General features: G+C 43.9%; 24 protein-coding genes and 1 pseudogene. 10 read left to right on the forward strand and 15 right to left on the reverse strand.

Annotated elements, in window-relative coordinates:
• Window positions 1-135: 135 nt before the first annotated feature.
• A complete protein-coding gene (locus AACS05_RS17930) occupies window positions 136-630 on the forward strand; it encodes a DUF4755 domain-containing protein (RefSeq protein WP_045446441.1) in 495 nt (164 codons plus the stop codon).
• A 36-nt stretch (window positions 631-666) separates the two neighbouring features.
• A complete protein-coding gene (locus tag AACS05_RS17935; RefSeq protein ID WP_045446444.1) occupies window positions 667-1,044 on the forward strand; it encodes a hypothetical protein in 378 nt (125 codons plus the stop codon).
• Between the two features lie 924 nt (window positions 1,045-1,968).
• Here the strand turns inward: AACS05_RS17935 and AACS05_RS17940 are convergent.
• Both AACS05_RS17940 and AACS05_RS25020 read right to left on the reverse strand, forming a co-directional pair.
• On the reverse strand, window positions 1,969-2,172 hold the full coding sequence (locus AACS05_RS17940; protein ID WP_045446447.1) for a helix-turn-helix transcriptional regulator: 204 nt from the start codon (window positions 2,170-2,172) through the stop codon (window positions 1,969-1,971).
• A 520-nt stretch (window positions 2,173-2,692) separates the two neighbouring features.
• Entirely contained in the window at window positions 2,693-2,863 is a 171-nt protein-coding gene (locus tag AACS05_RS25020) for a hypothetical protein (protein ID WP_190284567.1), read from the reverse strand.
• Between the two features lie 7 nt (window positions 2,864-2,870).
• Here AACS05_RS25020 and AACS05_RS17950 point away from each other — a divergent pair.
• Window positions 2,871-3,026 (forward strand): annotated as a pseudogene (locus AACS05_RS17950) (IS3 family transposase); the annotation flags it as partial.
• A 143-nt stretch (window positions 3,027-3,169) separates the two neighbouring features.
• Window positions 3,170-3,526, forward strand: coding sequence for a Rap1a/Tai family immunity protein (locus AACS05_RS17955; protein WP_045446450.1), 357 nt, complete (start codon window positions 3,170-3,172; stop codon window positions 3,524-3,526).
• Window positions 3,527-3,614: 88 nt separating this feature from the next.
• Here AACS05_RS17955 and AACS05_RS17960 read toward each other — a convergent pair whose 3' ends face one another.
• Both AACS05_RS17960 and AACS05_RS17965 read right to left on the reverse strand, forming a co-directional pair.
• On the reverse strand, window positions 3,615-4,619 hold the full coding sequence (locus AACS05_RS17960; RefSeq protein ID WP_045446453.1) for an acyltransferase family protein: 1,005 nt from the start codon (window positions 4,617-4,619) through the stop codon (window positions 3,615-3,617).
• 410 nt (window positions 4,620-5,029) lie between these two features.
• Window positions 5,030-6,226, reverse strand: a complete 1,197-nt coding sequence (locus tag AACS05_RS17965) for an SEL1-like repeat protein (RefSeq protein WP_052369293.1) — start codon at window positions 6,224-6,226, stop codon at window positions 5,030-5,032.
• A 543-nt stretch (window positions 6,227-6,769) separates the two neighbouring features.
• On the opposite strand from AACS05_RS17965, the gene melR reads away from it, so the two are divergent.
• From melR to galE, 6 genes are all read left to right on the forward strand, one after another.
• Window positions 6,770-7,708, forward strand: coding sequence for a transcriptional regulator MelR (melR, locus tag AACS05_RS17970; protein ID WP_045446456.1), 939 nt, complete (start codon window positions 6,770-6,772; stop codon window positions 7,706-7,708).
• 194 nt (window positions 7,709-7,902) lie between these two features.
• Complete coding sequence (gene nhaC, locus AACS05_RS17975; protein WP_045449761.1) at window positions 7,903-9,372, forward strand: Na+/H+ antiporter NhaC; 1,470 nt, start codon at window positions 7,903-7,905, stop codon at window positions 9,370-9,372.
• Between the two features lie 134 nt (window positions 9,373-9,506).
• Window positions 9,507-10,679 (forward strand): MalY/PatB family protein, encoded by a 1,173-nt coding sequence (locus AACS05_RS17980; RefSeq protein WP_045446459.1) that lies wholly within the window; start codon window positions 9,507-9,509, stop codon window positions 10,677-10,679.
• 220 nt (window positions 10,680-10,899) lie between these two features.
• Entirely contained in the window at window positions 10,900-11,535 is a 636-nt protein-coding gene (locus tag AACS05_RS17985) for a carbonic anhydrase (protein ID WP_045446462.1), read from the forward strand.
• A 161-nt stretch (window positions 11,536-11,696) separates the two neighbouring features.
• On the forward strand, window positions 11,697-12,635 hold the full coding sequence (locus AACS05_RS17990; protein WP_045446465.1) for a glucosamine inositolphosphorylceramide transferase family protein: 939 nt from the start codon (window positions 11,697-11,699) through the stop codon (window positions 12,633-12,635).
• 67 nt (window positions 12,636-12,702) lie between these two features.
• Window positions 12,703-13,719 (forward strand): UDP-glucose 4-epimerase GalE, encoded by a 1,017-nt coding sequence (gene galE, locus AACS05_RS17995; RefSeq protein WP_045446468.1) that lies wholly within the window; start codon window positions 12,703-12,705, stop codon window positions 13,717-13,719.
• A 48-nt stretch (window positions 13,720-13,767) separates the two neighbouring features.
• On the opposite strand, the gene AACS05_RS18000 is transcribed toward galE, so the two are convergent.
• The 11 genes from AACS05_RS18000 to AACS05_RS18050 are packed head-to-tail and all read right to left on the reverse strand — an operon-like array spanning window position 13,768 to window position 26,891.
• Window positions 13,768-15,159: a DUF4832 domain-containing protein gene (locus AACS05_RS18000; RefSeq protein ID WP_045446471.1), complete on the reverse strand. Its 1,392-nt coding sequence runs from the start codon at window positions 15,157-15,159 to the stop codon at window positions 13,768-13,770.
• Between the two features lie 30 nt (window positions 15,160-15,189).
• Window positions 15,190-15,597, reverse strand: coding sequence for a hypothetical protein (locus AACS05_RS18005; RefSeq protein WP_045446474.1), 408 nt, complete (start codon window positions 15,595-15,597; stop codon window positions 15,190-15,192).
• A 2-nt stretch (window positions 15,598-15,599) separates the two neighbouring features.
• The gene (locus AACS05_RS18010) at window positions 15,600-16,712 is read right to left on the reverse strand and encodes a glycosyltransferase family 4 protein (protein WP_045446477.1); all 1,113 of its coding nucleotides are present in this window, start codon (window positions 16,710-16,712) and stop codon (window positions 15,600-15,602) included.
• Window position 16,713: 1 nt separating this feature from the next.
• A complete protein-coding gene (locus AACS05_RS18015; RefSeq protein WP_045446480.1) occupies window positions 16,714-17,925 on the reverse strand; it encodes a glycosyltransferase family 4 protein in 1,212 nt (403 codons plus the stop codon).
• Window positions 17,926-17,939: 14 nt separating this feature from the next.
• Window positions 17,940-18,929, reverse strand: a complete 990-nt coding sequence (locus tag AACS05_RS18020; RefSeq protein WP_045446483.1) for a glycosyltransferase — start codon at window positions 18,927-18,929, stop codon at window positions 17,940-17,942.
• Window positions 18,919-20,304, reverse strand: a complete 1,386-nt coding sequence (locus tag AACS05_RS18025) for a hypothetical protein (RefSeq protein WP_045446486.1) — start codon at window positions 20,302-20,304, stop codon at window positions 18,919-18,921. Before AACS05_RS18025 ends, AACS05_RS18020 begins: the two co-directional genes overlap by 11 nt.
• Window positions 20,301-21,512: a lipopolysaccharide biosynthesis protein gene (locus AACS05_RS18030; RefSeq protein ID WP_045446489.1), complete on the reverse strand. Its 1,212-nt coding sequence runs from the start codon at window positions 21,510-21,512 to the stop codon at window positions 20,301-20,303. The genes AACS05_RS18025 and AACS05_RS18030 overlap by 4 nt, the downstream gene beginning before the upstream one ends.
• On the reverse strand, window positions 21,509-23,638 hold the full coding sequence (locus tag AACS05_RS18035) for a GumC family protein (RefSeq protein WP_045446492.1): 2,130 nt from the start codon (window positions 23,636-23,638) through the stop codon (window positions 21,509-21,511). Before AACS05_RS18035 ends, AACS05_RS18030 begins: the two co-directional genes overlap by 4 nt.
• Window positions 23,639-23,640: 2 nt before the next feature.
• The gene (locus tag AACS05_RS18040) at window positions 23,641-24,198 is read right to left on the reverse strand and encodes a polysaccharide biosynthesis/export family protein (protein ID WP_045446495.1); all 558 of its coding nucleotides are present in this window, start codon (window positions 24,196-24,198) and stop codon (window positions 23,641-23,643) included.
• A 1-nt stretch (window position 24,199) separates the two neighbouring features.
• Window positions 24,200-25,486 (reverse strand): outer membrane beta-barrel protein, encoded by a 1,287-nt coding sequence (locus tag AACS05_RS18045; RefSeq protein WP_045446498.1) that lies wholly within the window; start codon window positions 25,484-25,486, stop codon window positions 24,200-24,202.
• Window positions 25,476-26,891: an undecaprenyl-phosphate glucose phosphotransferase gene (locus tag AACS05_RS18050; RefSeq protein ID WP_045446501.1), complete on the reverse strand. Its 1,416-nt coding sequence runs from the start codon at window positions 26,889-26,891 to the stop codon at window positions 25,476-25,478. The genes AACS05_RS18045 and AACS05_RS18050 overlap by 11 nt, the downstream gene beginning before the upstream one ends.
• Between the last annotated feature and the right edge of the window lie 96 nt (window positions 26,892-26,987).

Here is a 26,987-nt window from a genome sequence, read left to right on the forward strand (position 1 = left end):
TGATCTATTTTACCGATCATTTTGCTTGAGAGCTGTTTCGCTCATGGTATGCTCATGGCGTAGAAGACCGGGCCACTCACCTTGGTATCTTCATGATTAAACTAAAAACTATCGCTCTATGAGGAATGAAATTTTATGAAAACAGAAAACATTATTTTTCTTTTTTGGGCAGTGATTTTTATCCTGATCTTCTGCCAACTTTTTTACTTTGGCCCTAAAAAAAGAAGATACCTCAATACTTACACAGAGGTATTAGATGGTGATGTCCTCTCATATGAATGTCAAAATACCGGTGTAGTCATTGATACTAAAAAACACACAGTACGTATTTTCAATACAGATAAGGACAGCACTTTCAAATACGACAACATCAGGGAAATAAATTATACGCTATCCGAAGCCGGAAAAATTTATAACACAGGTAATAATCTAAACTCTATGATAAAGTCCGCTGGAGCTAACAGTAATGAACAAATGTTAGCTAATCAGCGTTCCGGTATTTTTATACTGACAGATGATATAAAGAATCCTTCATGGAAAATCAATCTACCAATGAAAAACAAAACATCATCGACCAATCAGGAGATCTGTGATCGCTGGCTTCTCATTTTTAATAAATATATTTTATAAATTTATTGTATTTTATTATTTATCTTCGGGGTTGATATGAAAAAATTGATTGCGGCAGTATTTATTATTCTTCCTTTGGCGAGTTGTACTGTTTATGGAAACAAATCCATTAAAGACGAAACGCAGCAAAATATTGCCGCTAAAATTATCAAAGGTAAAACTACTCAACAAGATATCCTTCATCTTTATGGGGAACCTCAGACTAAAGAAACTAACGATGGCAAAGAAATGTGGGGATATTCCGTTATGTCCGGTGAATCTCAGATTTCAAATTACATACCGGGATTAGCGTTATTGAAGAATAGCAGCACAGCGCACATGAAAGAACTTGAGATCTGGTTTAAAGGTGATGTGGTTGAACGCTATACCTTTAGACAAACAGCAAGTAAAGCTTCTCGCGGGTTGCTGGATTAATTTAAATCCAATACCATTTATCTTTAAAAAGAAGTTGGCGTAATCCGACTTCTTTTTTTATTTTATTACTAATCTTACATTACTTATATTTCTATTAGTGCCTCATGAAATAGCACCTTACTTTTATATTTAACCATCTGGGGGGGGGGTTAACCTTTATTTTTATTAAAAAATTTGTACTAGTAGTACTAATTAATTAATTTAAAAGTTTTTGGTTTTAAGGTTTTGGGGTTTGTGTTTTAGCGGGGCGGCTTTCAGCCGTAGTAGTTTTCCTCCGAAGGAGGAAATAGTTTTTCTTTAAGCATTCCCCCCCTACCCCCCACGCCAAAAAGGCTGAAATAGAGAGACAGGAGATGCTCATTGCGCCTTGAAAATATTCAGAACATTTCCATCCTGATATTTCCCCCACGACCCGCGCAAACACAAATCATGAAACTTTCAAACAACTCTCGTTTTACTAAAGAGCCTATACTACCGTCTGTAAATTTTTTAGATTGTGCGATTCAGGTTGGCAGCTACGCGTCATCCGGCACTGCCACAATAACATAAGAATTGCCAAACACTTGAGGAACCTTCATTCTTATACCCGATACACAGGATTAGCGTTATTGCTTTATTAAAGATTAAAATCTTCTGGAAGTGGTATTTAACATGAGTTAAAAGTCGGCGAAGAGTTTTTAATATTCTGTATCTTTATATTATATAAATCTATATATAATATCAGTCAATAGATAAAATCAAAAATATTTTAAAAACACGATTAGATAAAAAATAAAAAAGACCAGTTCAAAAACCAGTCTTTTATTTTAAATAAATAATATTTTTCATATGTGGCTCTAAAACGCTCTATACGCGATTTTGAGAGGTTTTCTACTTTTAATGACTAATCCCGTCAGGGATAAATCAAAAAGCATGCAATAACATTCAGGCGGCTTTATTTCTTGAGAAATAAATCTTTTCATCAATCCACGCATCTATTTCACTTTCAATAAAGCCGATTGCACGATCACCGATTTTTATAGGTGAAGGGAATTCGTCACGACTAATCAAACGATAAATCCAAGCTTTACAAAATCCTGTTCTTTCCAGAACTTCAGGTAGACGTATAAAGTTGTTTTTTTCTTTCATTTATCTCTCCCATTGTTTTTCGACAGAAGCTATTATTCGAATATCGCTTATGACGATCAACAACTTTTTTAGCAAAAAGTGCTTTTTTAGTTGACTATTTTAAATTGACAGTCATTCAATCCCCTTCGGAAGTTGAACTCATGAGTTCAACTCCTCACCGCTAGTCATGACATTCAAAATGTGACTGATTTTTAGCCACAATACTTTTTTTATCCCTTTATTGCACCTCAATGTAAAATACAAATCATTAATATATATAATAATCAAATAATTAAAGAGTGGATTACAGGGACCCCAGCACCAAAATTCTCCATCAGTGATTACCAGAGTCATCCGATGAAGTCCTAAGAGCCCGCACGGCGCAAGTCCTGCGGGCTTTTTTGTGCCTTGAATTTGTCCCGCGAAGTCTGATGCCAACTAATTAAATCCGAACCTTTTAGGCCCATTGATAGGCCCAACGAAAAGCTCTATTGTTTTTGAGGGGCCTAAAACTACGGAAACCCGGCAATGGACAGACAAATCACTCTCCGTAAAAGAAATCGAATCTGCCTGATTCGGGGAAACGAATCACGTTTTCTACGATGGCGATGCGCGGGGCTTTCGGGCAGAGTCCAGCACTTTTCTGGCGAAACAAATTGATCAGCAAGAACAACTCCGCTGTTCGTTTGAAACCAAAACCAATACTTTCCAACTTGCACCTGAAATCACATAGGCTGGAAGGCTACATCAGTCGCCGTTTTAGCTGTTACGACAACACAATTGCGAAAAACTTATTCTTGTTACTGAAGCGTGAACGGATACATAAAATGATCTACGGAACGCGAGAAGAGACCCGGAGCGATATTTTAAATTTCAACAACCAAAAATCCAAAATAAGATTCATTCTTTTCTGGACTCGCAATTAATCGGCATGTTACTTTAAAATGAATTGATTAATTCCTAACCGTTTCACTGCATCGTGCTGAGATGAGTGTCATTTTTTAAGAAAAGTAACCACATGAACACTGTCACCAGGCTTATTCTGGCATTCAATTTATTTATACCATTAGTGTCTCACGCTGAAATTCCTGACAAATTTAATAGCAGTTATCTTCTCGAGGGTTATCAGCTTTATAAAAAGGATCATAACACTATTTACCAACAATCCGCTCCAGCCGCATTTTCAGGATATGTAAGAGGAATAGCAACAGTTCTGACGGCTGAGAAAGAGATTTGTATTTCGGATACATTCGATATAAACCAGGTTTTCGATACCGTAGGCAACTGGCTTAAAAACAAACCAGAAGAAAGAAATAATCCCCCAGCAATGATAGTTGCTGAGGCATTGGTTGAAAAATACCCCTGTTCTTCTTAACTCATCAAAAGACGGGTTTATACGTTGACGCCAGGTTTATAAACCAGTCGTTCGTTTTTAATGAGCGACTGCTAATCTATATTTCATATTATCTGACCCTTGACTTTAACTGCAAAAACCGCCTTTCTACTAAATACCACGATCCACTTGCCACAAAAAAAGTCAGTATCAATGACAACCCGAATGATAAATATGGATGCGTGTTATATAACCCTAAAGAATAAAGGAGCTGGATTACAGGGAAGTTATACAGATAGATACCATATGAAAAATCCCCTATTTTTTCAAAATTGAATCCCAAAGGGATATTCAAACAACAAAAAAGCACAGAGGATACAACAAGAAAATATTCACTCAAAAACCTCAACTCTTTCCCTTCCGCCAGCATATAACAAACAGCAGAAACAACTGCAATTGGTGGGATGAGTTTTATAAAATTTTTAACAATAGCAAACAATGCACCGCCGAAAAAATATGCCGCCATACCGACAAACTGTAACGACATCATCCTGGCATTAGGTGAATCACTGATACACCGGAAGTAAAACAGCCACGGGACAGAAACCAAACAGACCAAAGTAAAAGCGAGCATCTTATTCCGCACGTATATATAAAAAAAGATCGGCACAGATAAGTACAGGATGATTTCCGTTTTAAGCGTCCACAATGAACCATTGACAGCAGTTAATGGATTATCGACAAATATACCGGGCAAAGCCGGATGCAGAAAGTTCATAAATACTGCATTTGCCAAAATATATTTTAATAAATCAAGGTTAAAAAAATGTTCTCCGACACTATACATCGCAACTACACAGGCACAAAAAACAATAAAAGAAAGACAAAAGTAATATGCAGGAAGTAATCTTAGAGCACGCCTGTAGAAAAAACCACGCTGATTCCTCATGTAGCTTTTTACTATCAGATAGCCGCTTATCACAAAGAAGCATTCAACAATCACATCACCACTAAGGTAAGACAGGATCGGCTTTAACACATCTGAATTTGTAATACCTCCATTATGTACAAGTAGTACACCAACAGCCAGAACCAACCTGATTAGGGTAAAATTATCACTGCATTTAACATTCATTTCATTATAACCTCCTGATTTTTTCTCTAAAATATTTTACTTTACATTTAAATAAACTCACCTTCATATATGAAACAAAAAAACACAACAGAAATATATTTATAGGCATCATTAATCAGCCAATAAACATAATAAAAATGAATAATAAACCCAGGACACACAACTTTTCTCGTCGCATCAATACCCTGTTTATTTACGCCTATGTGAATTTGACCGATTGCCATAATACGGCCTTAATCAGTCATTACATCGGCAGTTCTGGCTTCATTGCCCGTCCCGTCGATCGCATTTCCGTTCTTGAGAAATTATCGCCACGCTATAGGAGAGTTAAGCTCTACGGTTTGTGAATCCGCGATCCAAACTCTTTATAAAAGCCCGTGCTCTACGGGCTTTTGTTAATCCAGACTGGGCTACATTTTCGGCTGATATCGATACTGCTCGAAATATTTCCTCGCCTTCGAGTCCGCTTCCTTTAGAGCTGTTGGAGTCAGGTTCTCCCGGGTAATATCAAGCCCGGTCAGCGCATCAAAGTTCCCGTTAGCTACGGCCACAGCATTCCAGATATAGGCTTGCGCATAGTCTTTATCGACGCCTTTCCCCTCGAGGTACATCCTTCCCAGCATTCCCTGCGCTTCCGCGTTGCCCTTTCTGGCTGCCTGATCAAATTGTTCAACAGCTTTCTTGTCATCCTGGGCAACACCTTTACCTTCTAAGTACATCAACCCAAGCTCCTTGTAAGAGCCAGCATCTCCCTGTGCGGCGGCCTGTTCATACCACTCGACGGCTTTCTTATCGTCCTGTGCCGTTCCCTCACCCTTTGAATACATCATGCCGAGCATACCCTGAGCCAGCACATCACCGTGGGGAGCTGCTTGATTAAATAACTCAAACGCTTTCTTGTGATCCTGCGCCACACCGACACCTTCACCAAGGTAATACATGGCCCCCAGCATGCTCTGAGCCAGAGTATCTCCGTGGCTGGCAGCCTGATTAAACAATGCGAAAGCTTTGTTGTTATCCATACCAACGCCATCACCTTCCAGGTATTTTCGACCGAGCAGGCCCTGCGCCCTGACATCCCCTTGCTCAGCCGCTTTGCTCAATGACTGAACGGTGTAGTAGCCATCTAACAGTGACTTCTTACTTTCAAGAAAATGCTGCGCGTCAGGATTCCCTTTCTCAACAGCCCGGTGTAACCACTCTATCGCATGATAGTTTCCCCGTTCGGCAGCAATACTTAGCCACTCAACCGCCTTCTTATTTCCTTGTTCGGCCTGTTTGTTAAACCAGTCGATAACCGTTTCGTCATACCAGCGCCTCCCTTCGCCATCAAAATAGACTAAGGCAAGAAAATAGCGCGCATCGAAGTTCCCTTGCTCAGCTGCGCGGGTAAGCCACTCAACGGCTTGCTTATCATCTAGGGCAACCCCCTGACCTTCGAAATACCGTATTCCAAGACAGTACTGCGCATCTACATCCCCCTCCCCGGCACCCTGCTGTAATACCGCTACAGGCTCCTTTTCCCACTCTTTTGCCTGTCCTTGTGATGTTCCCACGCCCCATAACAGGCCAATGAAAGTTAAGGCGAGGAGAGGCCGACTGTTCATAAAACGTAATCCTTGTTAAGAAAATGCACATAATGGAGATGACACTTGCACAATCCAACCGGTTTGACTGGCGGTTGTGATCCCTATCAGAACTATTAGACATCGGCTGGACAAAGCAGGAAAAACAACTTCCTGATAATTCAGGTGATTCTGACAATTATATTTTCAGCGACATAACAATTATTGCGCCAAATAAAAAACATATCTCATCACACATCGTGGCCTTTTGTCTTCAGACTGCTATTGAATGTTAATCAAACACATCATTAATACCCGGGATAATATGGAAGCAGATTCAACATAGAGGTACAGGAGGGAGTGGCTTTCCCCGCGCCAGATCATTTGCAATATTGGCAACGTATTGCCAGGTTAAATTCTGCGATTCCCGATAACTCAGATCTTCGAGTAACAGACTGAGGATCTGAGTTTTTGGGAATAACTTCGCGAAAACGGAGAGAAAACGGTGTTTTTTTTCAGTTAAGCTATGTTCATGCTTTGGCGCTACTACTCGGTCAGTCTCACAATCCAGGAACGCAACCTATAATGGCAAAAAGTATCCCGCAGCTGCCACATGACCCTCACATGTGCCGCAGTTATGAAAAAAAGACTCGCAGCCCACTGGCTCTCTATTCAGAGTATCAGCGGATGGATGTCGAGTTGCGGGCACCGCTGGCGATGACCTACAGCCACTGGCATGGTCAGGTTGAGGTCAATGTGCCATTTGATGGCGATGTGGAATACCTGTTTAATGACGAAGTGGTACGCAGCAAACAGGGTTATATCACGCTATTCTGGGCCTGTACGCCTCATCAACTCACAGATGCCGGGCACTGTAAGCAAATGGCAATCTTCAATTTACCCATGCATCTGTTTTTATCCTGGCCTCTGGATCGTGAACTGATTAACCATGTGACACACGGGATGGTTATTACCTCGTTAGCCTCACAGCAACTCAGCGCTTTTGAAGTTCAGCGCTGGCAGAACGAACTCAACAGCGATAACGAGCAGATTCGCCAGTTGGCCATTGATGAAATTGCCCTAATGCTCAAGCGCTTTAGTCTTTCAGGCTGGAAGCCTGTACTGGGTCATAAAACATCACGAACCCAGAAGAACAGTATTTCGCGGCATTCACAGTTTTACGTCAGCCAGATGCTTGAATTTATCGCCGCCAACTGTGACAAACTGCTCACAGTCGATGCCATAGCCGAGCACGTTAAACTCAATCCAAACTACGCGATGGGTATATTTCATCGGGTGATGCAACTAACCATGAAACAGTATATTACCGCGATGCGCATCAACCACGTGCGAGCGTTACTCAGTGATACTGATAAGACAATACTCGATATTGCCATGCTTGCGGGTTTTCGCTCCAGCAGTCGTTTTTACAGCTCATTTCATAAATATGTCGGTATGCCGCCGCAACAGTACCGTAAACTCAGCCAACAACGGCGAAATCATCAACCCTATGTGGAGGGATAATTTATTAGCAAAAACGCCGCTTATATTACTACCGGGATATGAACAGCAGAGTCACGATCAAATTAGAGAACCCGATACAGTTAATAAAAATAGCGTTTTTCCGGAAACACTAGCCACTATGTCACTCAATAATTGAATGACCTGTAGCAGGTATTTATTTGATTCGTTCAGCCATTAACGATTGGGATGGAATTATGCAACAGAATAGCTGTACCTCACACAACAGAAAACCATTATCTTTCTTATGGTCAGTATTACCAATGGTGGTAATGCTGAGCGGAATTAGTATCGGGTATTTTATATTTGGTATTCGCGCAGAACCTATGATCCTGATGGGGACAGCGACCGCCTCATTTATTGCTATCGCTCATGGCTACACCTGGGATGACATTCTAAAATCCATTTGTAATAAAATATCGGAAGCGCTACCTGTAATATTGATTGTCGCCAGTATTGGTTTTTTAATTGGCTCATGGATGGTGTCAGGAACTATCCCCATGATGATCTATTACGGTCTGAAGTGGATTAATCCGCAATATTTCTATATTTCCGCTTTTATGCTGGGAGCACTGATCTCTGTCTGCACCGGTACGTCCTGGGGATCTATCGGTACCGTAGGGATTGCCATGATTGGCGTGGCGATCGGCCTCAATGTTTCACTCCCGGTTGCTGCCGGAGCCATTGTTTCGGGGTGCTGGTTCGGCGATAAACTCTCGCCGGTCTCTGATTCAACCAATATGGCGGCACTGGCTGCCGGTGTAAACCTGTACTCACATATCGGCCATCTGCTATGGACCACAGGACCTGGATTTATTATCTGCTGTGTCGTTTACAGTTATATGGGGATGGGTATTGATGCGACCAGCAGTGCTCCAGAAAATATCACTAATTTAATGAGCTCTATCGGCCAGATTTATCACTTTAATATTCTGTTGCTGCTACCGCCGATTATTGTTTTATACGGTTCATTATCAAAGAAACCACCTATTCCCATGTTATTTCTGTCGACCTTAGTCTCGATGATTCTGGCATTAGTCTTTCAGGCATTCACGGCATCCTCTGTCGGTGAATCCGTAGTCAGCGGCTTTAAGCTCGCTATGATCACAGGAGATGCCCTTCCGGCACTATCATCTGATGTCTCTCGCTTGCTGGAGAGAGGTGGCGCAATTTCTATGTTTAGTAGCTTTGTGACTGTTTTCAGCGCCTTTAGTTTTGCCGGTGCCATGAGCGCAACAGGTTCTCTGCATACCGTGATTAACGCACTGACAAAAGGCGTTAAATCCACATTCCGTCTGGTTGCCACCACTATTGTTACGACATTCACCATCTGTGCCTGCACGGCAAATGGTACCTTACCGCTGCTGTTATGTGGCGATGCATTTAAAGACGAGTATAAAAAACGGGGACTTGCCGCAAAGAATCTTTCGCGAACCACCGAGGATGCCGGGACGGTCGTCGAACCTATTATTCCGTGGTCTGCTTCCGGCGTTTATTGTGCAACTATGCTCGGAGTCGCCACCCTCGATTATTTGCCGTGGGCAATCTTATGCTACAGCGGCGTCATCTTCGCACTACTGTGGGCGGCGACAGGTATCGGCATTGCTAAATACGAGCCAGACAATGTCGCTGAGAATATGGCCGAGCAAAAATCACCGGCTAATTAAAAAATCAATATCGATATTCACCAGGGTTAACTATTCGATATTTAGCTGACATGCAGATTATATGCATATAAATATTCTGCATTTATATTTCATTGTTTAAATAATAATTTATAGAGACTGACCAGGAGTTAACAATGTCTTTGTTTGACGATATTGTCATAAGGGATGATAGTTGCCGTAAATACGGGCAATTACAACAGATGTTTGGCACTCATGATGTATTGCCGCTATGGATTGCAGATATGGATTTTGTCACTCCAGAGCCGATTATGAATACGCTACATGCTGTGGTTGAACAACCCGTTCAGGGATATAACCTGGATTATCCGCACTGGAAGGAAGCGGTTATCCACTGGTATGCGAAACAGTATGACACCGACATCAAACAGCACTGGGTGCATTTTGTCCCAGGGGTCATTAAAACGATTGTGTTATCTCTGATGGCGCTCACCCGTTTGGGCGATAATATATTGACCTGTACCCCAATATATGACCCTTATCCAAATCTTGTAAAGACCAGCGGCAGAAACCTGATCCAGACACGCCTGGTCGAGATGAATGGGGGCTATAAATTTGACTGGCATGATTTCCGTGAGAAGCTAAAACAGTGCAAAATGTTTCTTTTTCCTTCACCACATAATCCCGGCGGGATGATATGGAGCCGGGAAACGCTTGAGAAAATTAGCCTCTATTGCCAGGAGGCTGGCGTTATCGTTGTATCGGATGAAGTCCACGGTGATTTAACCTTACCGGGTAAGCAACATTACCCGTTTTTTACCATTGATGAAGGTCTCAACGCTAAATCAATCGTATTGACTTCGATCAGCAAGACCTTCAATACCGCGGCAATCCAGGGCGGGATAGCAATTATTAAAAATGATGAGCTGCGCAGTCAGTTTTATGGTTTTCTCGATAATTGTTATCTTGCAGAGACAAATTCATTACAGCAGGCAGCCATTTATAGCGCCTATACTCACTGCGCTAACTGGCACCAAAATTTATTAACTTATCTGTCTGATAACGTCGCGTTTGTAAAAAGCGAAATAGAGAAAAACTGTCCTTTAATATCAGTTACCTATGGTGGTGCATCCTATCTGCTTTTTCTTAATGCTGAAAAAATGGAACTCAGCGATAAGCAGCTCGCTTCATTTTTTGTTCATGAAGCCCGACTGGGTCTTTCTCCTGGCGCACAGTATGGCCCAGGCGGAGAGGGACACATGCGATTAAACGTTGGCTGTCCACGCGCCGTTCTGGTGGAAGCGATGAACAGGCTAAAAGCGGCTTACCAAAGGCGCTACGCAAGCTAATCTTGAGCTTATCAGCGTACTTTTTCGCTGTCCGCTATCGATATTATGTTGCCCTGCAGCGATGGGGCAACCATTGGCCTTACAAGGTAAATACCTGCCATTTATTACCCAAAGATATTGGTTTAACGGCTATAAAGTCTTTCTCTTCTGTCTGCTGGTGTTAAACTGGAAAGTGTGATCTTCATCATAACCTGCTTAAACAGAGAAAAGAGACACTGCTATGCAACATATCATTGAGGGCTTCCTCAACTTCCAAAAAGAGATTTTCCCTCAACGTAAGGAACTCTTCCGCAGCCTGGCATCCAGCCAGAATCCTAAAGCGCTTTTCATCTCCTGCTCAGACAGTCGCCTGGTACCAGAACTCGTCACACAGCAAGAGCCAGGGCAGCTTTTTGTTATCCGCAACGCCGGTAATATCGTGCCTTCCTTTGGCCCGGAGCCAGGTGGGGTATCTGCGACTATCGAATACGCGGTTGTCGCATTAGGCGTGACGGATATCGTTATCTGTGGCCACTCCAATTGCGGCGCGATGAAAGCCATTGCCGAAAGTCAGTGCCTGGATCCGATGCCTGCGGTCGCCCACTGGCTGCACTATGCCGATGCCGCTAAAGCGGTGGTCGATAAAAAAACCTGGGATAACGAAACCGATAAAGTTAACGCGATGGTAGAAGAGAACGTTATCGCTCAGTTGAACAATATTAAAACGCATCCTTCAGTTGCTGTTGGGCTACGTAATAATGCACTGCGTCTGCACGGCTGGGTGTACGACATTGAAAGCGGCGAAATCCGTACTCTGGATAAAAACAGCAAAGCCTTTGTTTCGCTGGCAGATAATCCGCAGGTACATTTCGAATAAATCCTCAACTGGAGCAGGGATGCTCTGGCAACGTCATACCTCCCCCCCACTATCTCTGCTAGTGGACAAAAATCACTGTTGCTACTAGCTTTTACACTGGCGATGAGTGTAGCCGTATTGGAACCAGCAGCAAATTAAGCGATAAAAAGGAGCAGTTGCGAATGCGAACGAAAAATAACAGACTTATTAATATGTTATTCTTTCATGAGTCGTGGGACACTGTGATCATTAAAAATGACGGCCCTCATACATTCCCCACCAATACGCTGGACATCCTTACTAACACCAAGGGACAACAACTCAAAAAAAAATATACCTTCCAGGCCGATCCTTTCATTATTGAAAGGGACAATAAAGTATATGTTTTTTATGAAGCATTAAGTTTTCGTAATTCTAAAGGAATATTACGATGTCGCATACTTGATGCTAATTTGGTTGAGCTTGATGATGTAAAACTCGAAGGTTTTGATAACCTAAAGTGCCATTTATCATTCCCTTTTTTATTTTACAGTCATGATCAACTCTTCATGATCCCTGAGTCCTCCGAAAGAAAAGAAGTTATCTTATTCCAGTCCATAGATTTCCCCGTACGCTGGCAGCAAGTAAAAGTATTACTGTCTGACATCGCATTAACAGATAATGTTCTTTGTTCGCACAATGGGAATCTCTATCTTTTATCCACCACGATGGATGATGAGTTAACGATTCATACAGCCGCGGCGGTAAATGGGCCATGGCAGAAAATAACGCCAGCATTACACGTATGTAATCAACACCATCGGGGAGCGGGTTCGCCACACTGTATAAATAATAAAATGTACATCCTTACCCAGGAGTGTACGCCAGAGACTTATGGAAAGTCAGTCTATATCAAAGAGTTAAACACTCTTGACGCTGCCACATTTGATGAGAGTCTGGTTGTACAAATAAACGCCAGCATCAACCAAAGCGAAGGGGTACATACATTAAATTTCACTGGCAACTATATTGTTTATGATACCAAGATAAACCGGTTTAGCTTTTTAGCCATACTTAAAAAAATATCATATAAGTGCATGGTGAAATACAGGAATTTTTACCTTACCAGACGCCACCAATAGCGTTTTATTTATGGCAGTGGCATTGGTAAATCAATGGTCGTTTGCATAAAATTTATCTGGAGACTGTATGGCAATTCTAGTCACAGGTGGCGCTGGTTATATTGGTTCACATACCGTGCTAACCCTTCTGGAGAGAGGAGATGACGTCATCGTCATCGATAATCTCTCGAATGCCTCTCAAACATCACTGAACAGAGTCGCAGAACTCACCGGAAAAGAACCCGTCGTTTACATTGCTGACATCCTGGATCGGGATACTTTGAAAACAATTTTTTCCCGTCATAGCATCACCGACGTTATTCATTTTGCGGGACTAAAATCGGTTTCAGAGTCAATAAAAGAACCTCTCGCCTACTATGAAAACAATGTCACAGGAACGCTGGTTTTGCTTTCTGAGATGTTAACCGCAGGAGTTAAGAACTTTATATTCAGTTCTTCCGCAACGGTATATGGCGAACCGGAAAACGTGCCACTAAGTGAAAAGTCACGTACAGGCGGTACAACTAATCCGTATGGCACATCCAAATTTATGGTCGAACAAATTCTGACGGATTTTTCGCGCGCACAACCCGAGTTTCGCATCACCTGCCTACGCTATTTTAACCCCGTGGGAGCTCATCCTTCAGGCCGGATTGGTGAAGATCCTAATGGGATACCTAACAACCTGGTACCCTACATTTCACAGGTTGCGATTGGCAAACTTGAAACCGTGTCTGTATTCGGTAATGACTATCCGACCCCTGACGGAACAGGCGTGCGTGATTACATCCATGTTATGGATCTGGCAACAGGTCATTTAGCGGCACTGGATTGCCAGGATAAAGGCGAGTCATTCAAAGTTATCAATCTGGGTACCGGAGTCGGTTATTCCGTCATTGATCTCATTGAAGCCTTCGAAAAAGCGGCGCAAACAAAAATCAATTATAAGATTGTAGCGAGAAGACCCGGTGATATCGCCGAATGTTGGTCGGACCCGTCGTTAGCACGAGCAGAGCTAGGCTGGCAGGCCATCTACGGACTTGATGAAATGATGCGTGATACGTGGAACTGGCAAAAAAACAATCCTAACGGATATCACGAGTAATATTTAACCCGCAATGCGCCTTACTATTGGGCGCATTGCGGCTGCAGGCTAACGTGCGGTAATCGACGACACTCGATACCAACCGCTGCTCTGTTTTCCTTCATTGGCAAAGCTAATTCTGGCCATGCCAGACTTGTCCACAATAGCAACCTCAAGATGGTACATCCCTTCCGGCAACGCACCTGGCATTGGCAACTGATAATTCAGCAGATGTTTTCCGGGCAACCAGCGACGAATATCTTCCGGCACATTCCCTTGTGCAATAACTTTATTGGCATCATTAATAATGCGAAATGACAGGGTGTAAGGAAGATAAATAGGCGCGATACCATCGTTATACCAGGTGCTGGTCAGTGCCAGGCTTTGTCCATTTTGCCATACTGACTCGTGGCTCAGGGAGGCTAAACGAAACCGGTAGCCCAGCTTTGTCAGCGCATCATCGACAATCGGCCGATATTCACTGGGGACCGCTCTCGATTTCAGGTTGATCGTACTGGCGTGCTGCTTCACCGCCCAGTCAAAAATCCCCTGCACTTCAGCCCGCGTATAATGGTAGGTCTTCTTCCATTCCGGCATATATGAACACATTTCCAGACTCACTGGCGCTTTCTTCCAGGCATCATTAAATCCTGAAAAACTTGTCTGCGCCGCCAGCAATCGTTGTGGATAATCATCGTGCATATGATTCCAGGTATCGGAAAACACGCGCAGGTCGCCCCAGCAGTCCGCGCGCCATCCAGCACCTCGCGCCACCGCATTCGCCAGGCTTTGACCGCCACTCATCAACATAATTTTCGGGGTAACGGGAAAAGCAGAAAAATGCATGGCGACGTAACGATCCAACTGAGCCGTCGTGTACCTCTCCAGCAGCGGTTTCAGCGTCGGAAAGTTGCTGTTATGCCACTCTCCCCATGCCCCTACCATGCCAATATCCACAAAAGCCAGATTCTCATTACCATCGTAACGCTTACCAAAGGCATTCAGCAGTCGCTGACTGTATTCAATAAACAGGGGATCATCTAAATCAGGGGCGAAGGTTTTATGATCGGGCGTCCATGTTCCTTTCACTCCTTTTTCAATCAACCAGTCAGGTATTTGCGGACCACTTTCCGGCTCTGCAAGCGCCATAAACCGCAGCCCTACATTCATCGCTGGCCGATGTGCGGCTGCGTATTTGAAAGCATCATCAACAAGTGCAAAATTGTACTGACCTTCGACGGGCTCCAGTTCTCGCCAGTAAAAACGCTCATATTCAAATCCGGTATCAGGGTAATCAGCCAGGCCCAGCTTTTCGCCATATCCCTGATGAAAACTGGCAACCCCAATACCAGGATTCGTCAAAGGGCCGGTCAGTGCTTGGGGCGTTACGGTCGTTAATGCAGCCATTGCCGCCAGCGGAAAGAACAAACACAACAGTGCAGAAACCCATTTACACTTCATCGCAGCAACGCCCTCAGCAGTCTGTTAACGCTAGCGGTCTTTCAGGCTTAACCACCAGTCCCAAATACCAACGTGGAAATTGTGGAAAATATCGATACCCAATGCAGATTTGATCATATACAGCGTCAGCAATATACAGCTGGTGACAAACAGCACGGCAATCAGCAGCAAAAAAGTGAGCAAGATTCGCGACAACGTCGACTCCTGGCGATGCTGCTGACGTAAATCTCTGCCAAGCAAAAAAACCAGATAAAAACGTTTACCGAAAAAAGGGAAACTTCTGCGGATATCAACCTTGTGCCTTGCGCCCAGGGTAATGGCGAGGACCGCTTTCTCTACCCCCGCTTTTTGTTCCGGAGTTAACTCTTCCGATATCTGCGGATCAAGCTGAGCATAAAATCTCTCGATAGCGGGGGGACGTGTTTGAGGACTGGTCAAAATTAACCTATATCTTTATCGATTGAGTGATAGACATTGACTGTTTTTCTGGCGATTTCGTGCCAGTTATAATTTTGCAAATATACACTATAGTCAACGCTATTAGCTGCTGCCCACACAGCCATTTTCTCAGCCAGATTAGTCAGATTCCCCACCTTAAAATACGCATCTGGAGGCAATTTGACCTCGAGGTTAGCAGGAATATCGCTCACCACAGCTGGCAGGGAGAATGACATAGCTTCCAATAACGCTATCGGCAATCCTTCATGGTACGAAGGCATCACGAACAGTTTTGCCTGCGAAAACACCGCCTGCAGCTCATCACCTCTTAAAAACCCAGTCATTACTACGCCAGGAATATCGGCAGCAAGCTGCTTGAGTCGAATGCTGTATTCGGTCGGATGATCCGCATCACCAATTAATACTAATGGCAGTTGCAAACCGCTTTGTTGATAAGCGGAGATAGCATCATGCATCCCTTTTTCTTCAACGAATCGTCCAACCACAACTAAATAGTTTTTCGCTTCGAGTCCAAAGCGGGAAAGCGTGGTGTGAAGAGTGTTATCTGATAATAACCGGGGTTCATTGACGCCGTTGTAAATCAAATGTGCATCATAGCGGCCATGTTTTTTCTGGATCAGTTGGTTAATAACCTCAGAAATAACAATCACCTCGCTGGCATATTTCACCGCCCAGCGCTCACCGAGCAGCAATATTTTTTTGGCGACATATCCCCATTTCTGCCGATCGTAGTCAGGCCCATGATGGGTGAAAACTACCCTCTTACCTAACAAACGCAATAAAGGAATAACTAGTCCAGGACCAATAGCATGTACGTGCACAATATCCGAGCGGTCTATGCAGGTTCTGAACGCCGCTAAAACGGAATGGACAATCGCTTCCAGCGAGCGTTTTTTAGGTGCCCACAATGCATAAGTTTCGACTTTCTTATAGGAAGACCGTTTGTAATTCACATACGGCGAGCGGGCGATGACACAAATATCAACATCAAACTGCTGTTTAATAGCAGGATAAAGATTCTGGCAATGCGTTTCCACACCGCCCAATACATCTGGGATCCCACGAGTACCAAACACCGTTATTTTTTTGCTCATCTTATGGCCTGCTTAAAAGTTCTTTATATAACGTCTGTAGCGTCTCCATATGCTTGTCGAGAGCATATTTTTCACTTAGACGTTCACGGCCATGTAAGCCCATCACCCGAGCTTTCTCAGGATCCTCTACAAGGGTATCCATCGCTCCCGCCAGCTCCTGTGCATTGCCCGGCTCAAATAAGATCCCTTCAATACCATCGCGAATTTGTTCTGGAATGCCGCCAATGCGCGACCCAATCACCGGCTTCGCAAATGCCATCGCCTCTAACACCGCCATCGAGCAGTTTTCATAACATTCAGAAGGGAGGATCACCACCCTGGCTCGTTTAATTAGATTATCCAGCGCCTCTCCCTGCTGCACGTAACCTAAAAATTCAACATCCGGGTATTTAGCAACCAACTCGTCATACAGCGGACCGTGACCGACAATTTTCAGTGTGGCTTTGTTACGCATTTTTTGATGAGCCTGCAGCAACGTTGCCACCCCTTTCTCACGACTCAAGCGACCAAAGTACAGCACGTAACCCTCATCGTTTATCTCACCGACAGGCTGGCTGTCATCAACGCCATTGACGATCACATCAATACGGGAATTCGGCAGGGTACGCAGCAAAATACCGCGCAAGAACTTACTGGGTGACACGATCACATCCAGTGCCTGATAGTTTTGCGCAATATATTGCCAGGTAGCCTCTAAAGAGAGCAGTAAACTCTTCGAGGCAGAGCCTTCCTGGCAGCGATATCTGAAAGCATTAAAAACTGTCCCGGTGATGCAGGCATCACAAACCTTACCCTCACGTAACATTGAATACGAGGGACAAACAATCTTATAGTCGTGCGCAGTCAACACCGTTTTACAGCCAAAATTGCGCGCCACTTTAATCAATGCCGGCGTCAACTGGTGGTAGATATTATGAAAGTGGACGATATCCGGGCGTTCTTTTTGTAATAACGCCAGCATTTTTTTACAGGCTTCAGCGTTATGAATAAAGCTAACTGCCGTTTTGATACCGCCCAGAAGACTACTGTCTTTATGATAATCCACATTACCGACGAAAAAATCCGCATAATCAGAAGGGAAATTCTTTTCATGCTGCATGGAAAAATCAATCACCTGCACGCCAGCTTTTTTCAGCATGCTTCGTTCCTGAAAATAAACCGTTTCCGCCCCACCCTTAATGAAGAAAAACTTGTTAACCAATAAAATTTTCATCACATCTGCCCTGTTTATTCATGAATGATTTTACTGTTGGGCGGAGTCAGCGGATCGCGTACCGGATAAATACACCCTTTGAGCAACCCCGCTGAACGAACAACCATATTTATTACGCTTTGTAACCCATCGCTTAGCGAGCGGTTTTTCACTATTTTCAACAGGGTAAATACCAGTAATGGCAGAAGTGCAACCGCCATGACTTTACCGTTAAGAGTGAGCAGTGCAGCGAACAACAAAATAAGATAGAGGGCAAATACGGCCTCATTCCTGACTATTTTTAGTGCCCCCATAAACCAGGGTTTCCCCCAGCTACAGCGCAACAGCTCGCCTGGCGCCTGGTAATACCTTGTTTTCCACCGATGCATCAGCATCTTAAACGTCGGCATGGTATGTGAAGTATGGCTAAAATACGGAATATCCAGACGACGCAGTTTGTAACCTGCGCCAGTAATGCGCAGACCCAACTCAGCCTCTTCATAAGCATGTAAATTCCGGTTTGTCAGATAGCCTATTTTTTCTATCGCAGAACGGCGATACAACCCACCGCCACCTAAATGATCGCAATCCCCAATGGGATAAATTTGATTAATTCGTTGCTTACGGGATTTAAATTCATAGTTAACGGCATCATCCATTTCTACGGTCCCGGCAACACCCGCATATTCCGGTTCAGCCTGTAAAAATGCGATGGCCCGATCGATAAATCCTTCTTCCAGCTCCATATCGCCATCCATCAGCAACAGGTAATCTCCTTCACTAAAAAGATAACCCAGTTGATGCCCCACACCGCAGCAGCGATCGCCAGGATCGGTTAATGACACCACCGTCACCCCTTTATTTACCGCCAGTTGCTGGGTGTTATCGGTCGACAGGCTATCGGCAACAATAATTTTATGTGGGTAGCCTACGAGCTGTCGCCGGATACTATCGATCGTTTTCTCAATACCTTTTGATTCGTTGAGAGTCTTAATACTTACTGAAATAAATGGTTTATTGTCCATCCCATCCCCCTGCGCTGCGAAGAACGGTTCGACGAATCACTAAGCTTGAGCCCAGTGACAAATAAAAAAGGAACTGTAACATCGGCGTTATCATCAGTATTTGGCTGTAAGGTAAGCTGATTAAACAACTAATAGCAAAAGCGTTGAACGCTGGCGCGAAGCTCAACAACTGGAGATCCTGCTTGTCCAGTTGCTCAAGCACCAGCAATGGTTTTGGCTGGCACACTTTCAGAATATAAATAAACAGACTAATAAAAAGCAGTGTGCCGATGACACCAATTTCCCAAAGAAGCATACTCAGAGAAGTGGAATCGAGAATTAAGTTATAAACAATATTCAAAAACCCAGGGGAGACTGTACTTCCGCTGTTTGTCGCATTAAGTCCGTAGCCAAATAACGTGCCCGACAGCCCCCACAGATCGTTATTTTTTAGCCAGAACAGAAACGTCGTAAAGCGCCCCAACTCACCGGTAGACATGACGTAGTTTGGGTCAAAAATATAGCTCAGAGAATCGATGAAAATGCTCAATGAGCTTTTCGTTGGGTCGGCGCCAAAAGCCGAAGTATAGTACCAGGCAAGAATCACAACCGACAGGCAGATAAGCAATAGCATACCCGCTACGATCAAAATCAACGTCTTGAAGTTAATCTTACTGACGTCTTTAACATAGCTCGGGGAGAGCCATACCCATACCAGGAATAGAGGTGAAAGCAGGATGACAAACTTCACTTCACCAATGATGCATAACCCTAGCCCGAGCACAATATGCAGCGCCATAGATTTAAACGTCGTCAGCCCGTGCTTATACTCCGAGAGTTTTAGCAACATGATTAACAGGCAAAACAACCCCATTGCTGCTGTATTCCCGCCGCCCATTGGGTCGCCGCCAAATGTACCCACTACGGAGTCCCATTTTTCATCTTCACCACGCTGAGCAACGCGCTGAGGAACCACCAGTAACACCTGATATATCATTACCGGAATTTGTACGTAAAACACCCAATACAAATATCGCGTGGCCCGATAAATCTGCGATTCCCGGCAAAATCCCAGTAGCAAACAGATCATCACCAGCGACAACGCAATTTCGTTTTTAAACGCGACAATCGCGACGGTTACTCCCCCCTGGAGCAGAGTTGAGGCCCCGGCCAGCACCAGAAAAGAGAAATACAGTGCCAGGATTATGGTTTCCTGCGCATCCAGTTGCAGCGGGGCATCCCGTGTCTGCATGACCATTAATCCGACCATCAGCAGCGTCAGAAAAAATGGGATCCACAGCACCGACTGCATACCAGTGAAATACTGCACCAGACCACACAGTATCAACGTAATAAAGGTATAGGCCTGTAAATAATATCCGGTATTCAATGTCATAATATCACCGGCTTGTCTTTCAGGAGATTGGCACGTTTGTTCATTTTGAGATAAATGAACGTATAACGAATAAAGGTCAGTGAAGAAAATAATATTACTGACGCTGCATAGTCATGATAAAAATAAGGCGTCACAACAAAAGCAATCAACACAATGGCCAGCTGTTCAAGCTGGATCCTGAGAAAATAGCGATGGGAACCAAATATCAGCTCAATCACCGTCAAAGGGCTGATCGCCAGCGCCGGAAACAAATAGGGCAACATGTAGCGCGAAGTCTCAATAGAGTTAATCCAGTCTTCGCTAAAACCAAGCCGCATCACAATCGGATAGAAAATAAACACCCCGAGAGTGCAAACAACCCCAAGAACCAAAAGCAGCATCCTTACTTTAGTATACTCTTGATAATTAAAGGTGTTATTCCGGAAATCCATAGACCACTTTGAGAAAATCGTATTGCGTACTGCATTACCGATGATCACGACGGGTGCCAGACAGAACCGACTGACGACTGAAAAATAGCCCGCTGTCAGCGCCGAGAACCAGAAGTTAATTAACATGATCGGCAAGTTGCTGCTTGCCATCGCCAACACCTCGGCACTCCCGACCTTAGTGATGTGATGAATATGCTGTTTAAAAAATAGCAGGTTACTGGATGGGCGCAGATGCTTAACAGTCACTGAACGAATATCAAACGAATGTAAAATGCAGCTCGTCGTCAGCAGCATCATCGCACATGCCCACGACCAGTAGAACATCTGTACATGATGAGTGAGCAGCACTGAGAGCACCACTACCACTGAGACAGAAATTCGCTGAAATATCAGAAAAGAAAAATTTGCCGTCCGCAGTGACAAATTCTCTGATATTAAAACCCACGCATTTGAAAGCGACAGCAAATAGAGAAACAGGACGTTCTGATGAAATAACCATGCTGTTAATGCGGCATACGGCAGCGCAATTACCGCACTTTGCAGCAGACAAAACACCACATTTTGCGCCAGGTCCTCATCCTGCTGTTTAGGAATCAACAGCTGTGAGGCAAAGGTACACACCTGTGCCCCAACCACCGCAATGCTGTAGTTGAGCGCATAAAGCCCAACCTCAGCCATATCATACTTGTGTGAGATCAACCAGATAGACAGCGCACCAATCAACTGCGAGATGACTGATGAACCGGCTATCGTGGAAGCACTCTTCAGTAGACTCATACACGACCTGGCGTAGTCATCAGTTGGTCAGTATTAAAGTTCAGTGAACGCAGTCCCTCTTGCGTTTCAAGATTCTTTTCCTCGACCGCATTTAATACCGCGCCAATCACAACGCCCTGATTATCTTCAATCTTATCCAGCGCGCTGGCAATTGTCTCCGCTGAACCACTCCCGGCTTTCACGATGAAAACAACGCCGTCAACCGCCCGTTTAAGCAGTTGGATATCCTGGCTCTGATTCACCGCGGCAACATCAATAATAATGCGCTGGTATTGCGACTTGAGTTCGCGCATTAAGGGTTCAACACGTTCAGACGACAGCATCAATAAAGAGGAGATCGTGGCCTTGCCGTGCGGAATAAAATCAAGATTCTCATTAATCTTAATACGCGTATTTTCCAGTACGGCTTCACCCCGCAGTAGTTCCGCCATGCCAGCCGATGCCGGGGTAGCAAGCTCAGTAGACAGACCATCATGATTAAAGAAGTCCGCATCAATAAGCAGTGTTTTCTGATCGAAGCTAAATGAACTCGCCAGCAGATTAGCTAACAGAGAGCGCCCTTCACCATGCTCCGCCGATGCCATCGCGACCGTCTGTAACGCGCGGTTATCTAACATTATCCGCGTGCGAATACCGTGAATAATATCGGCGTTCAACGGGTTCTTGAGGATCAGGTCGCGAACCTGTGCTCGTCCCGTTATACCGATGAAACGACGGATCTCACCCAAGGGTTCGATATTAAGGCGTTTTTTCATCCGGCTAAGGGTGCTAATCGAATTATCCATTGCCACTTTAACGATGAAATACATAATGCTGAAAACGACCACCAGCATGACAATCATCACCAGCAGTAACGACTTATTCGGCTTAGCAGGCTTTAGCGGAGGAACTGCAGGATCATACAGCACCGCGTCAGCATTTACGCCGGAAAGCGACAACTCCTGAGTACGCTGGTAAAGCGTTTTATACAGATCTTCCATTTTATCCAGTGACAGTTTTTGGCTGTTGTAGATATCCCGTTTTGACGCCATTTTTTGGAATATCTCTTTCTGCTGCGCCAACTGCTGCCGGTAGTTATTTTCATCTGTCACCGCAGCCAGATATTGCTGACGTAACCCAGCTTTCAGTTCACCCAGTACCCGTTGCGTTTGATTTTGAATCGACTGAACGTCGGCTTCTGCTTTTAAGATGGTTGCGTGCTTAGGCCCATACAATTTTCTCTGTTCAGACAGCACGCGCTGTGCCTGAATCAGTGCAATACGTAAATCCTGAATCTGTGCATGGTCAGAAACAGAGGGCAGAGAAATGATATCCCCGGAAGACTTTCCGCGACCATTCACTTCGTTATAAACAGATTCCGCGGCGACACGACGTTGAGTCGCATCTGCCAGACGATTGGTTACAATACTTAATTGCTCTGTTTCAAAACCATCAATACCGCGGAACGTTAATAGCCCCGCATTTTTCAGGTAGTCATCCATCTCCGCTTTTTGTTTAGCAATTGACTTCTGCACCTCTTCCATCTTTGCAGCATTTAACTCTTTCGCTTTCTCTGCTTTCTCGCGCTTTTGCTCAACGGTGTAGTTGATAAAAGCCTGAGCCACGCCATTGGCTATCTCAGCCGAAAGCTGCGGAGAGGTAGATTCATAGGAAATGGACGCCAGATTAGTCGTGCGAATACCGACGATCTTCAGGTCTTTCGACAACGTCTTCAGCGCCTGTTCGCCCCTCAACTGCCGACTCTCACTGCTGTCAGCCCCGCCAGTACCCGATTTCTCACCATTGAAGTCCGGATTTTCATCCAACTTCAGATCGCGCACAGCCTGCTCCAGAATGATTCGTGACTGCATCAGAGCATATTGGGTTTCGTAGTAGCCACTGCGCGTTGAATCAAAACCATCAACCTGTGGAAACGGCGAAACATTATCAGCCTGGGCCTTAATCAGCACAGTCGCCGTCGAAACATACTTTGATGACATCATGCTGATTAATGGATAGGCCACCGCCCCCGCAACGATACCGGCAAGTGCGATTTTCCAGGCATTCTTTTTAAGTTCTTTGGCAAAGCGTGAGAAATCGACTGAGTTCTCTCTTTTCTTGCCGTTTTCCACTATAGATAGTTTCATCGTTAGAAGAACCCCATGCCAATAATCACGACGTCCCCAGGACGAACAGAGTGCGTTAAATCGACATTCTCAAGGAGCTGATTGCTACCAGCCAGTCGAATGTTGATATCTTTGCGGTCTGCACGGTCAGTAAATCCCCCCGCCTGGGCAATAGCTTTTTCTACGGTAAGTCCCGGCTCATAAGCGAATGCATTCGGGCTTTTCACTTCACCTGAAACGTAGAATTTACGGAATTCAGCAATGCTTACGGTCACCATAGGATTAACCATATAACCATTGCGTAAACGTTGAGATAATTCCGCACTCACCTGTTCAGGCGTTTTGTCTTTCAATGCGAGTACGCCAATATAGGGGAAATTTATTGAGCCACTCTTATCCACAATAAACTTCATCGTCATCTCCGGTTCCCCGTAAACAACGATATTGACAGTATCCCCGGCACCAAGTCGGTAATCCTCTGAGGTGACAGCAGGATCGTCCGTTAATGGTGGTCTGGACGTTGCGCATCCGACCAACAGGATACTGAATAGAAAAAACGCGCACAGTTCTATTATTTTCATTTTAGATCTGAACCTTAGCTTTAAGCATAATCATCGAATTATCATAACCTAACGTTCTTATGACTTCCTGATTGTCATTGGGACCGATAAAGAACGAGTCAGTATCCTTATTCGAATTTAATGTATCTAACTGATATTTAATCTCAAAATTAACAGACGGTGTGTAGTCATAGCTCATGGTTACACTGAAGACACCATTTTTATCATGTCGGTCCTTGTTTTGTTTCTTATAGTCTTCCATGGTGTAGGCATAGTCGAGAATGGTTGAAAAGCGTTCACCTAACCAAAAATGCTGGTAAGAAACCCCATACTCAGTCACTAAAATATACCCCCCAACTTCCGATGGGTCTTTAATGCTTTGCGCGGTACGAGCGGTAAAAACAGACTGTTTTAACGGTTTCCACTCTCCCTTAATATCCCAGTTTAGACCATTAAAATCATGCGAGTTTGGGCTGTTTTCAAATGTTTTGTACAACCAGGCGATATTCATATCGACATTGGTTTTCCCCGTCAGCTGCGATTTCAGACCGTAAAGCAAATAATATTCATTACTGTCTTTTTCTGAGTTGTTATCATAGTGACGTTGGTTAGTAATAAAACTATAGCGAAAACGCGTTCTGGATGTGTATTGATCAAAAATCTCTGCAACCAGGCTATTTTCATGCCATTCCTGATCAAGGATGTAATTGTAAAAATCCTCACTGGTATCTTGCGTATCCTGCGTGTTACCGAAAGTCAGTTTTTTATATAACAACGCCAACTCCGCTTTACCACGTCCATCTGGCGCACCGTAGCTATAGCGTAATTCACTGTTGATAAAATTTGTCGTCAGCGGAGATGTAATTCCGTACTGCCGAAACTGGCCCGGCAGAAAACCTTCAGTGATATCACGACCACGATTTTCATGCCCAAGAGAATCTTCCAGATTGAGAGTTAAACCGTGCATTTGCCCATAACGCCAGGCACCGTTAAAACGGAAAAAATGATCGTTGTAGTTATCAGCGGAATCGCTTGAATAGTTACGGTAATCGCCGGAATACATCAGTAAATACTTATCCTGACCGCGCTCTCCGATCATACTCAGCACTGGCGCTGCGCTCTGAAATGAGGAACCAATAGCATCACTGTTATGTGGCTGATAAGTCACGTTATCATCATAACCGTAGTCCACAGCAACCTTGCCCTGGAAGTCGATCCCGGCAAAGCCAATGTGTGATTTCGGTGTTAAATCAGCCCATGCGGACTGCGATATCACGATTCCGGTAATAACTATTAATTTAGTATGCATTCTTACCGACAAATCCTTTGAAAATAGTTTTAATAATAATTTTTATATCCAGCCATAACGACCAGTTTTGAATGTATTCGATATCATACTGAACGCGTTTTTCCATCTTGTAGAGCGCATCAATTTCCCCACGAAACCCGTTAATTTGCGCGAGGCCAGTGATCCCAGGCTTAACTTTATGGCGGATCATGTAATTTTCTACCTGCTTACGGTATTGCTCATTATGCGTAACCGCATGCGGTCTTGGACCCACAATCGACATGCTGCCTTGCAACACATTAATAAACTGAGGTAACTCATCAAGCGACGTTCGACGCAAAAAACTACCAAATTTCGTCACTCGCGGATCGTTCTTCGTGGCCTGAATCACCGTGTCGGAATTCTCCATTACCCGCATAGAGCGAAACTTCCAGACTTTAATTTTTTGCCCACTCAAACCATAGCGGTCTTGTTTAAAAAATACTGGCCCACGTGAAGTGAGTTTGATACCAATAGCGATCGCTAACATTAGCGAAGAGATCATCACCATAATAATGCTGCCCAGCACCAAATCTTCAGCCCGCTTAATAAACGATCCGGCCCCTTCAAACGGGGAACTAAAGATACCGATAGTTTGCAGATTATGGATAGATCTCAACTTAGACATATTGTTACTGTAAGTATAAAAATCAGGCACAATATAGGTATCAACCGTGGTATCAGACATCATGGCCAAAAAATGACGAATACGTTGTAGCGCCACCATCGGCAACGCAATATAGATTTCATCTATATTTCCCAGTTTAGCCTCTTCAACCAGGTTGATCACCGGCCCTCTAAAGGGGCTTTTAATTCTGTTAACAAAATCACCGCAGCGGGATAAGCTGCGTTCATCATAAAAGGCCAAATCTAATTGGATATTGGAATATTCATTCATCAATGCATTTTCTGCAGCGAGGCCATTATCGGTAAGACCAATAATCGCTACGCGAACATTTTTCTTGGTTGAATATTTAAAAATGAAAAAACGAATGTAATATAAAAAAGGTAAGGGAAAGAGATACCAAAAAATAATAGCTGAACAAACTGGGTTGTCCAGTTTACTTAAGTATCCTAATGTCTGAGGTTCAGCCACCGCAACGCTGACTATCTCAATAGAAATAATCGCCAGCAAGGTACAAGAAAGCAGTCGTTTTTGATTACGTAAGCCAATGGTCTTTATTTTTTGCTGATACATTTTAGTATATTCAGCAAACAGCAGAAAAAAGGTAGAAAAAAGAACACTCAAAATAGCAACTGTCTTAAATGGCGCCATATTCAACAGATGTGCGCTAACAATCAACGTTAAGTTGATAACAATAAAATCGACCAGTTTTATAAATACTGGGTATCCTTGACTGCTAATCTTTAGCGAATTTTTCAGCATATCCCAGCCTATTATCTATTGATCTTTAATTATTTTTTGCTCTTTTCATGTTGCTAATTATATCACAAGTCAAAAAAACGCAATGGTACATTGTCA

Origin of the sequence: Citrobacter sp. S-77 (assembly GCF_963864895.1) — a bacterium.
Classification (GTDB): Bacteria; Pseudomonadota; Gammaproteobacteria; order Enterobacterales; family Enterobacteriaceae; genus Citrobacter; species Citrobacter murliniae.

Coding starts and splice junctions, on each gene's coding strand:
- AACS05_RS17935 (WP_045446444.1), top strand. CDS start 667: ATGAAAAAATTGATTGCGGCAGTATTTATTATTCTTCCTTTGGCGAGT.
- AACS05_RS18045 (WP_045446498.1), bottom strand. CDS start 25,486: ATGCATACTAAATTAATAGTTATTACCGGAATCGTGATATCGCAGTCC.
- AACS05_RS18015 (WP_045446480.1), bottom strand. CDS start 17,925: ATGAAAATTTTATTGGTTAACAAGTTTTTCTTCATTAAGGGTGGGGCG.
- AACS05_RS17940 (WP_045446447.1), bottom strand. CDS start 2,172: ATGAAAGAAAAAAACAACTTTATACGTCTACCTGAAGTTCTGGAAAGA.
- nhaC (WP_045449761.1), top strand. CDS start 7,903: ATGCAACAGAATAGCTGTACCTCACACAACAGAAAACCATTATCTTTC.
- AACS05_RS18025 (WP_045446486.1), bottom strand. CDS start 20,304: ATGACATTGAATACCGGATATTATTTACAGGCCTATACCTTTATTACG.
- melR (WP_045446456.1), top strand. CDS start 6,770: ATGGCAAAAAGTATCCCGCAGCTGCCACATGACCCTCACATGTGCCGC.
- galE (WP_045446468.1), top strand. CDS start 12,703: ATGGCAATTCTAGTCACAGGTGGCGCTGGTTATATTGGTTCACATACC.
- AACS05_RS17980 (WP_045446459.1), top strand. CDS start 9,507: ATGTCTTTGTTTGACGATATTGTCATAAGGGATGATAGTTGCCGTAAA.
- AACS05_RS18040 (WP_045446495.1), bottom strand. CDS start 24,198: ATGAAAATAATAGAACTGTGCGCGTTTTTTCTATTCAGTATCCTGTTG.
- AACS05_RS18035 (WP_045446492.1), bottom strand. CDS start 23,638: ATGAAACTATCTATAGTGGAAAACGGCAAGAAAAGAGAGAACTCAGTC.
- AACS05_RS18030 (WP_045446489.1), bottom strand. CDS start 21,512: ATGAGTCTACTGAAGAGTGCTTCCACGATAGCCGGTTCATCAGTCATC.
- AACS05_RS18010 (WP_045446477.1), bottom strand. CDS start 16,712: ATGAGCAAAAAAATAACGGTGTTTGGTACTCGTGGGATCCCAGATGTA.
- AACS05_RS17960 (WP_045446453.1), bottom strand. CDS start 4,619: ATGAATGTTAAATGCAGTGATAATTTTACCCTAATCAGGTTGGTTCTG.
- AACS05_RS17930 (WP_045446441.1), top strand. CDS start 136: ATGAAAACAGAAAACATTATTTTTCTTTTTTGGGCAGTGATTTTTATC.
- AACS05_RS17985 (WP_045446462.1), top strand. CDS start 10,900: ATGCAACATATCATTGAGGGCTTCCTCAACTTCCAAAAAGAGATTTTC.
- AACS05_RS17955 (WP_045446450.1), top strand. CDS start 3,170: ATGAACACTGTCACCAGGCTTATTCTGGCATTCAATTTATTTATACCA.
- AACS05_RS18000 (WP_045446471.1), bottom strand. CDS start 15,159: ATGAAGTGTAAATGGGTTTCTGCACTGTTGTGTTTGTTCTTTCCGCTG.
- AACS05_RS17965 (WP_052369293.1), bottom strand. CDS start 6,226: ATGAACAGTCGGCCTCTCCTCGCCTTAACTTTCATTGGCCTGTTATGG.
- AACS05_RS18020 (WP_045446483.1), bottom strand. CDS start 18,929: ATGGACAATAAACCATTTATTTCAGTAAGTATTAAGACTCTCAACGAA.
- AACS05_RS18050 (WP_045446501.1), bottom strand. CDS start 26,891: ATGCTGAAAAATTCGCTAAAGATTAGCAGTCAAGGATACCCAGTATTT.
- AACS05_RS17990 (WP_045446465.1), top strand. CDS start 11,697: ATGCGAACGAAAAATAACAGACTTATTAATATGTTATTCTTTCATGAG.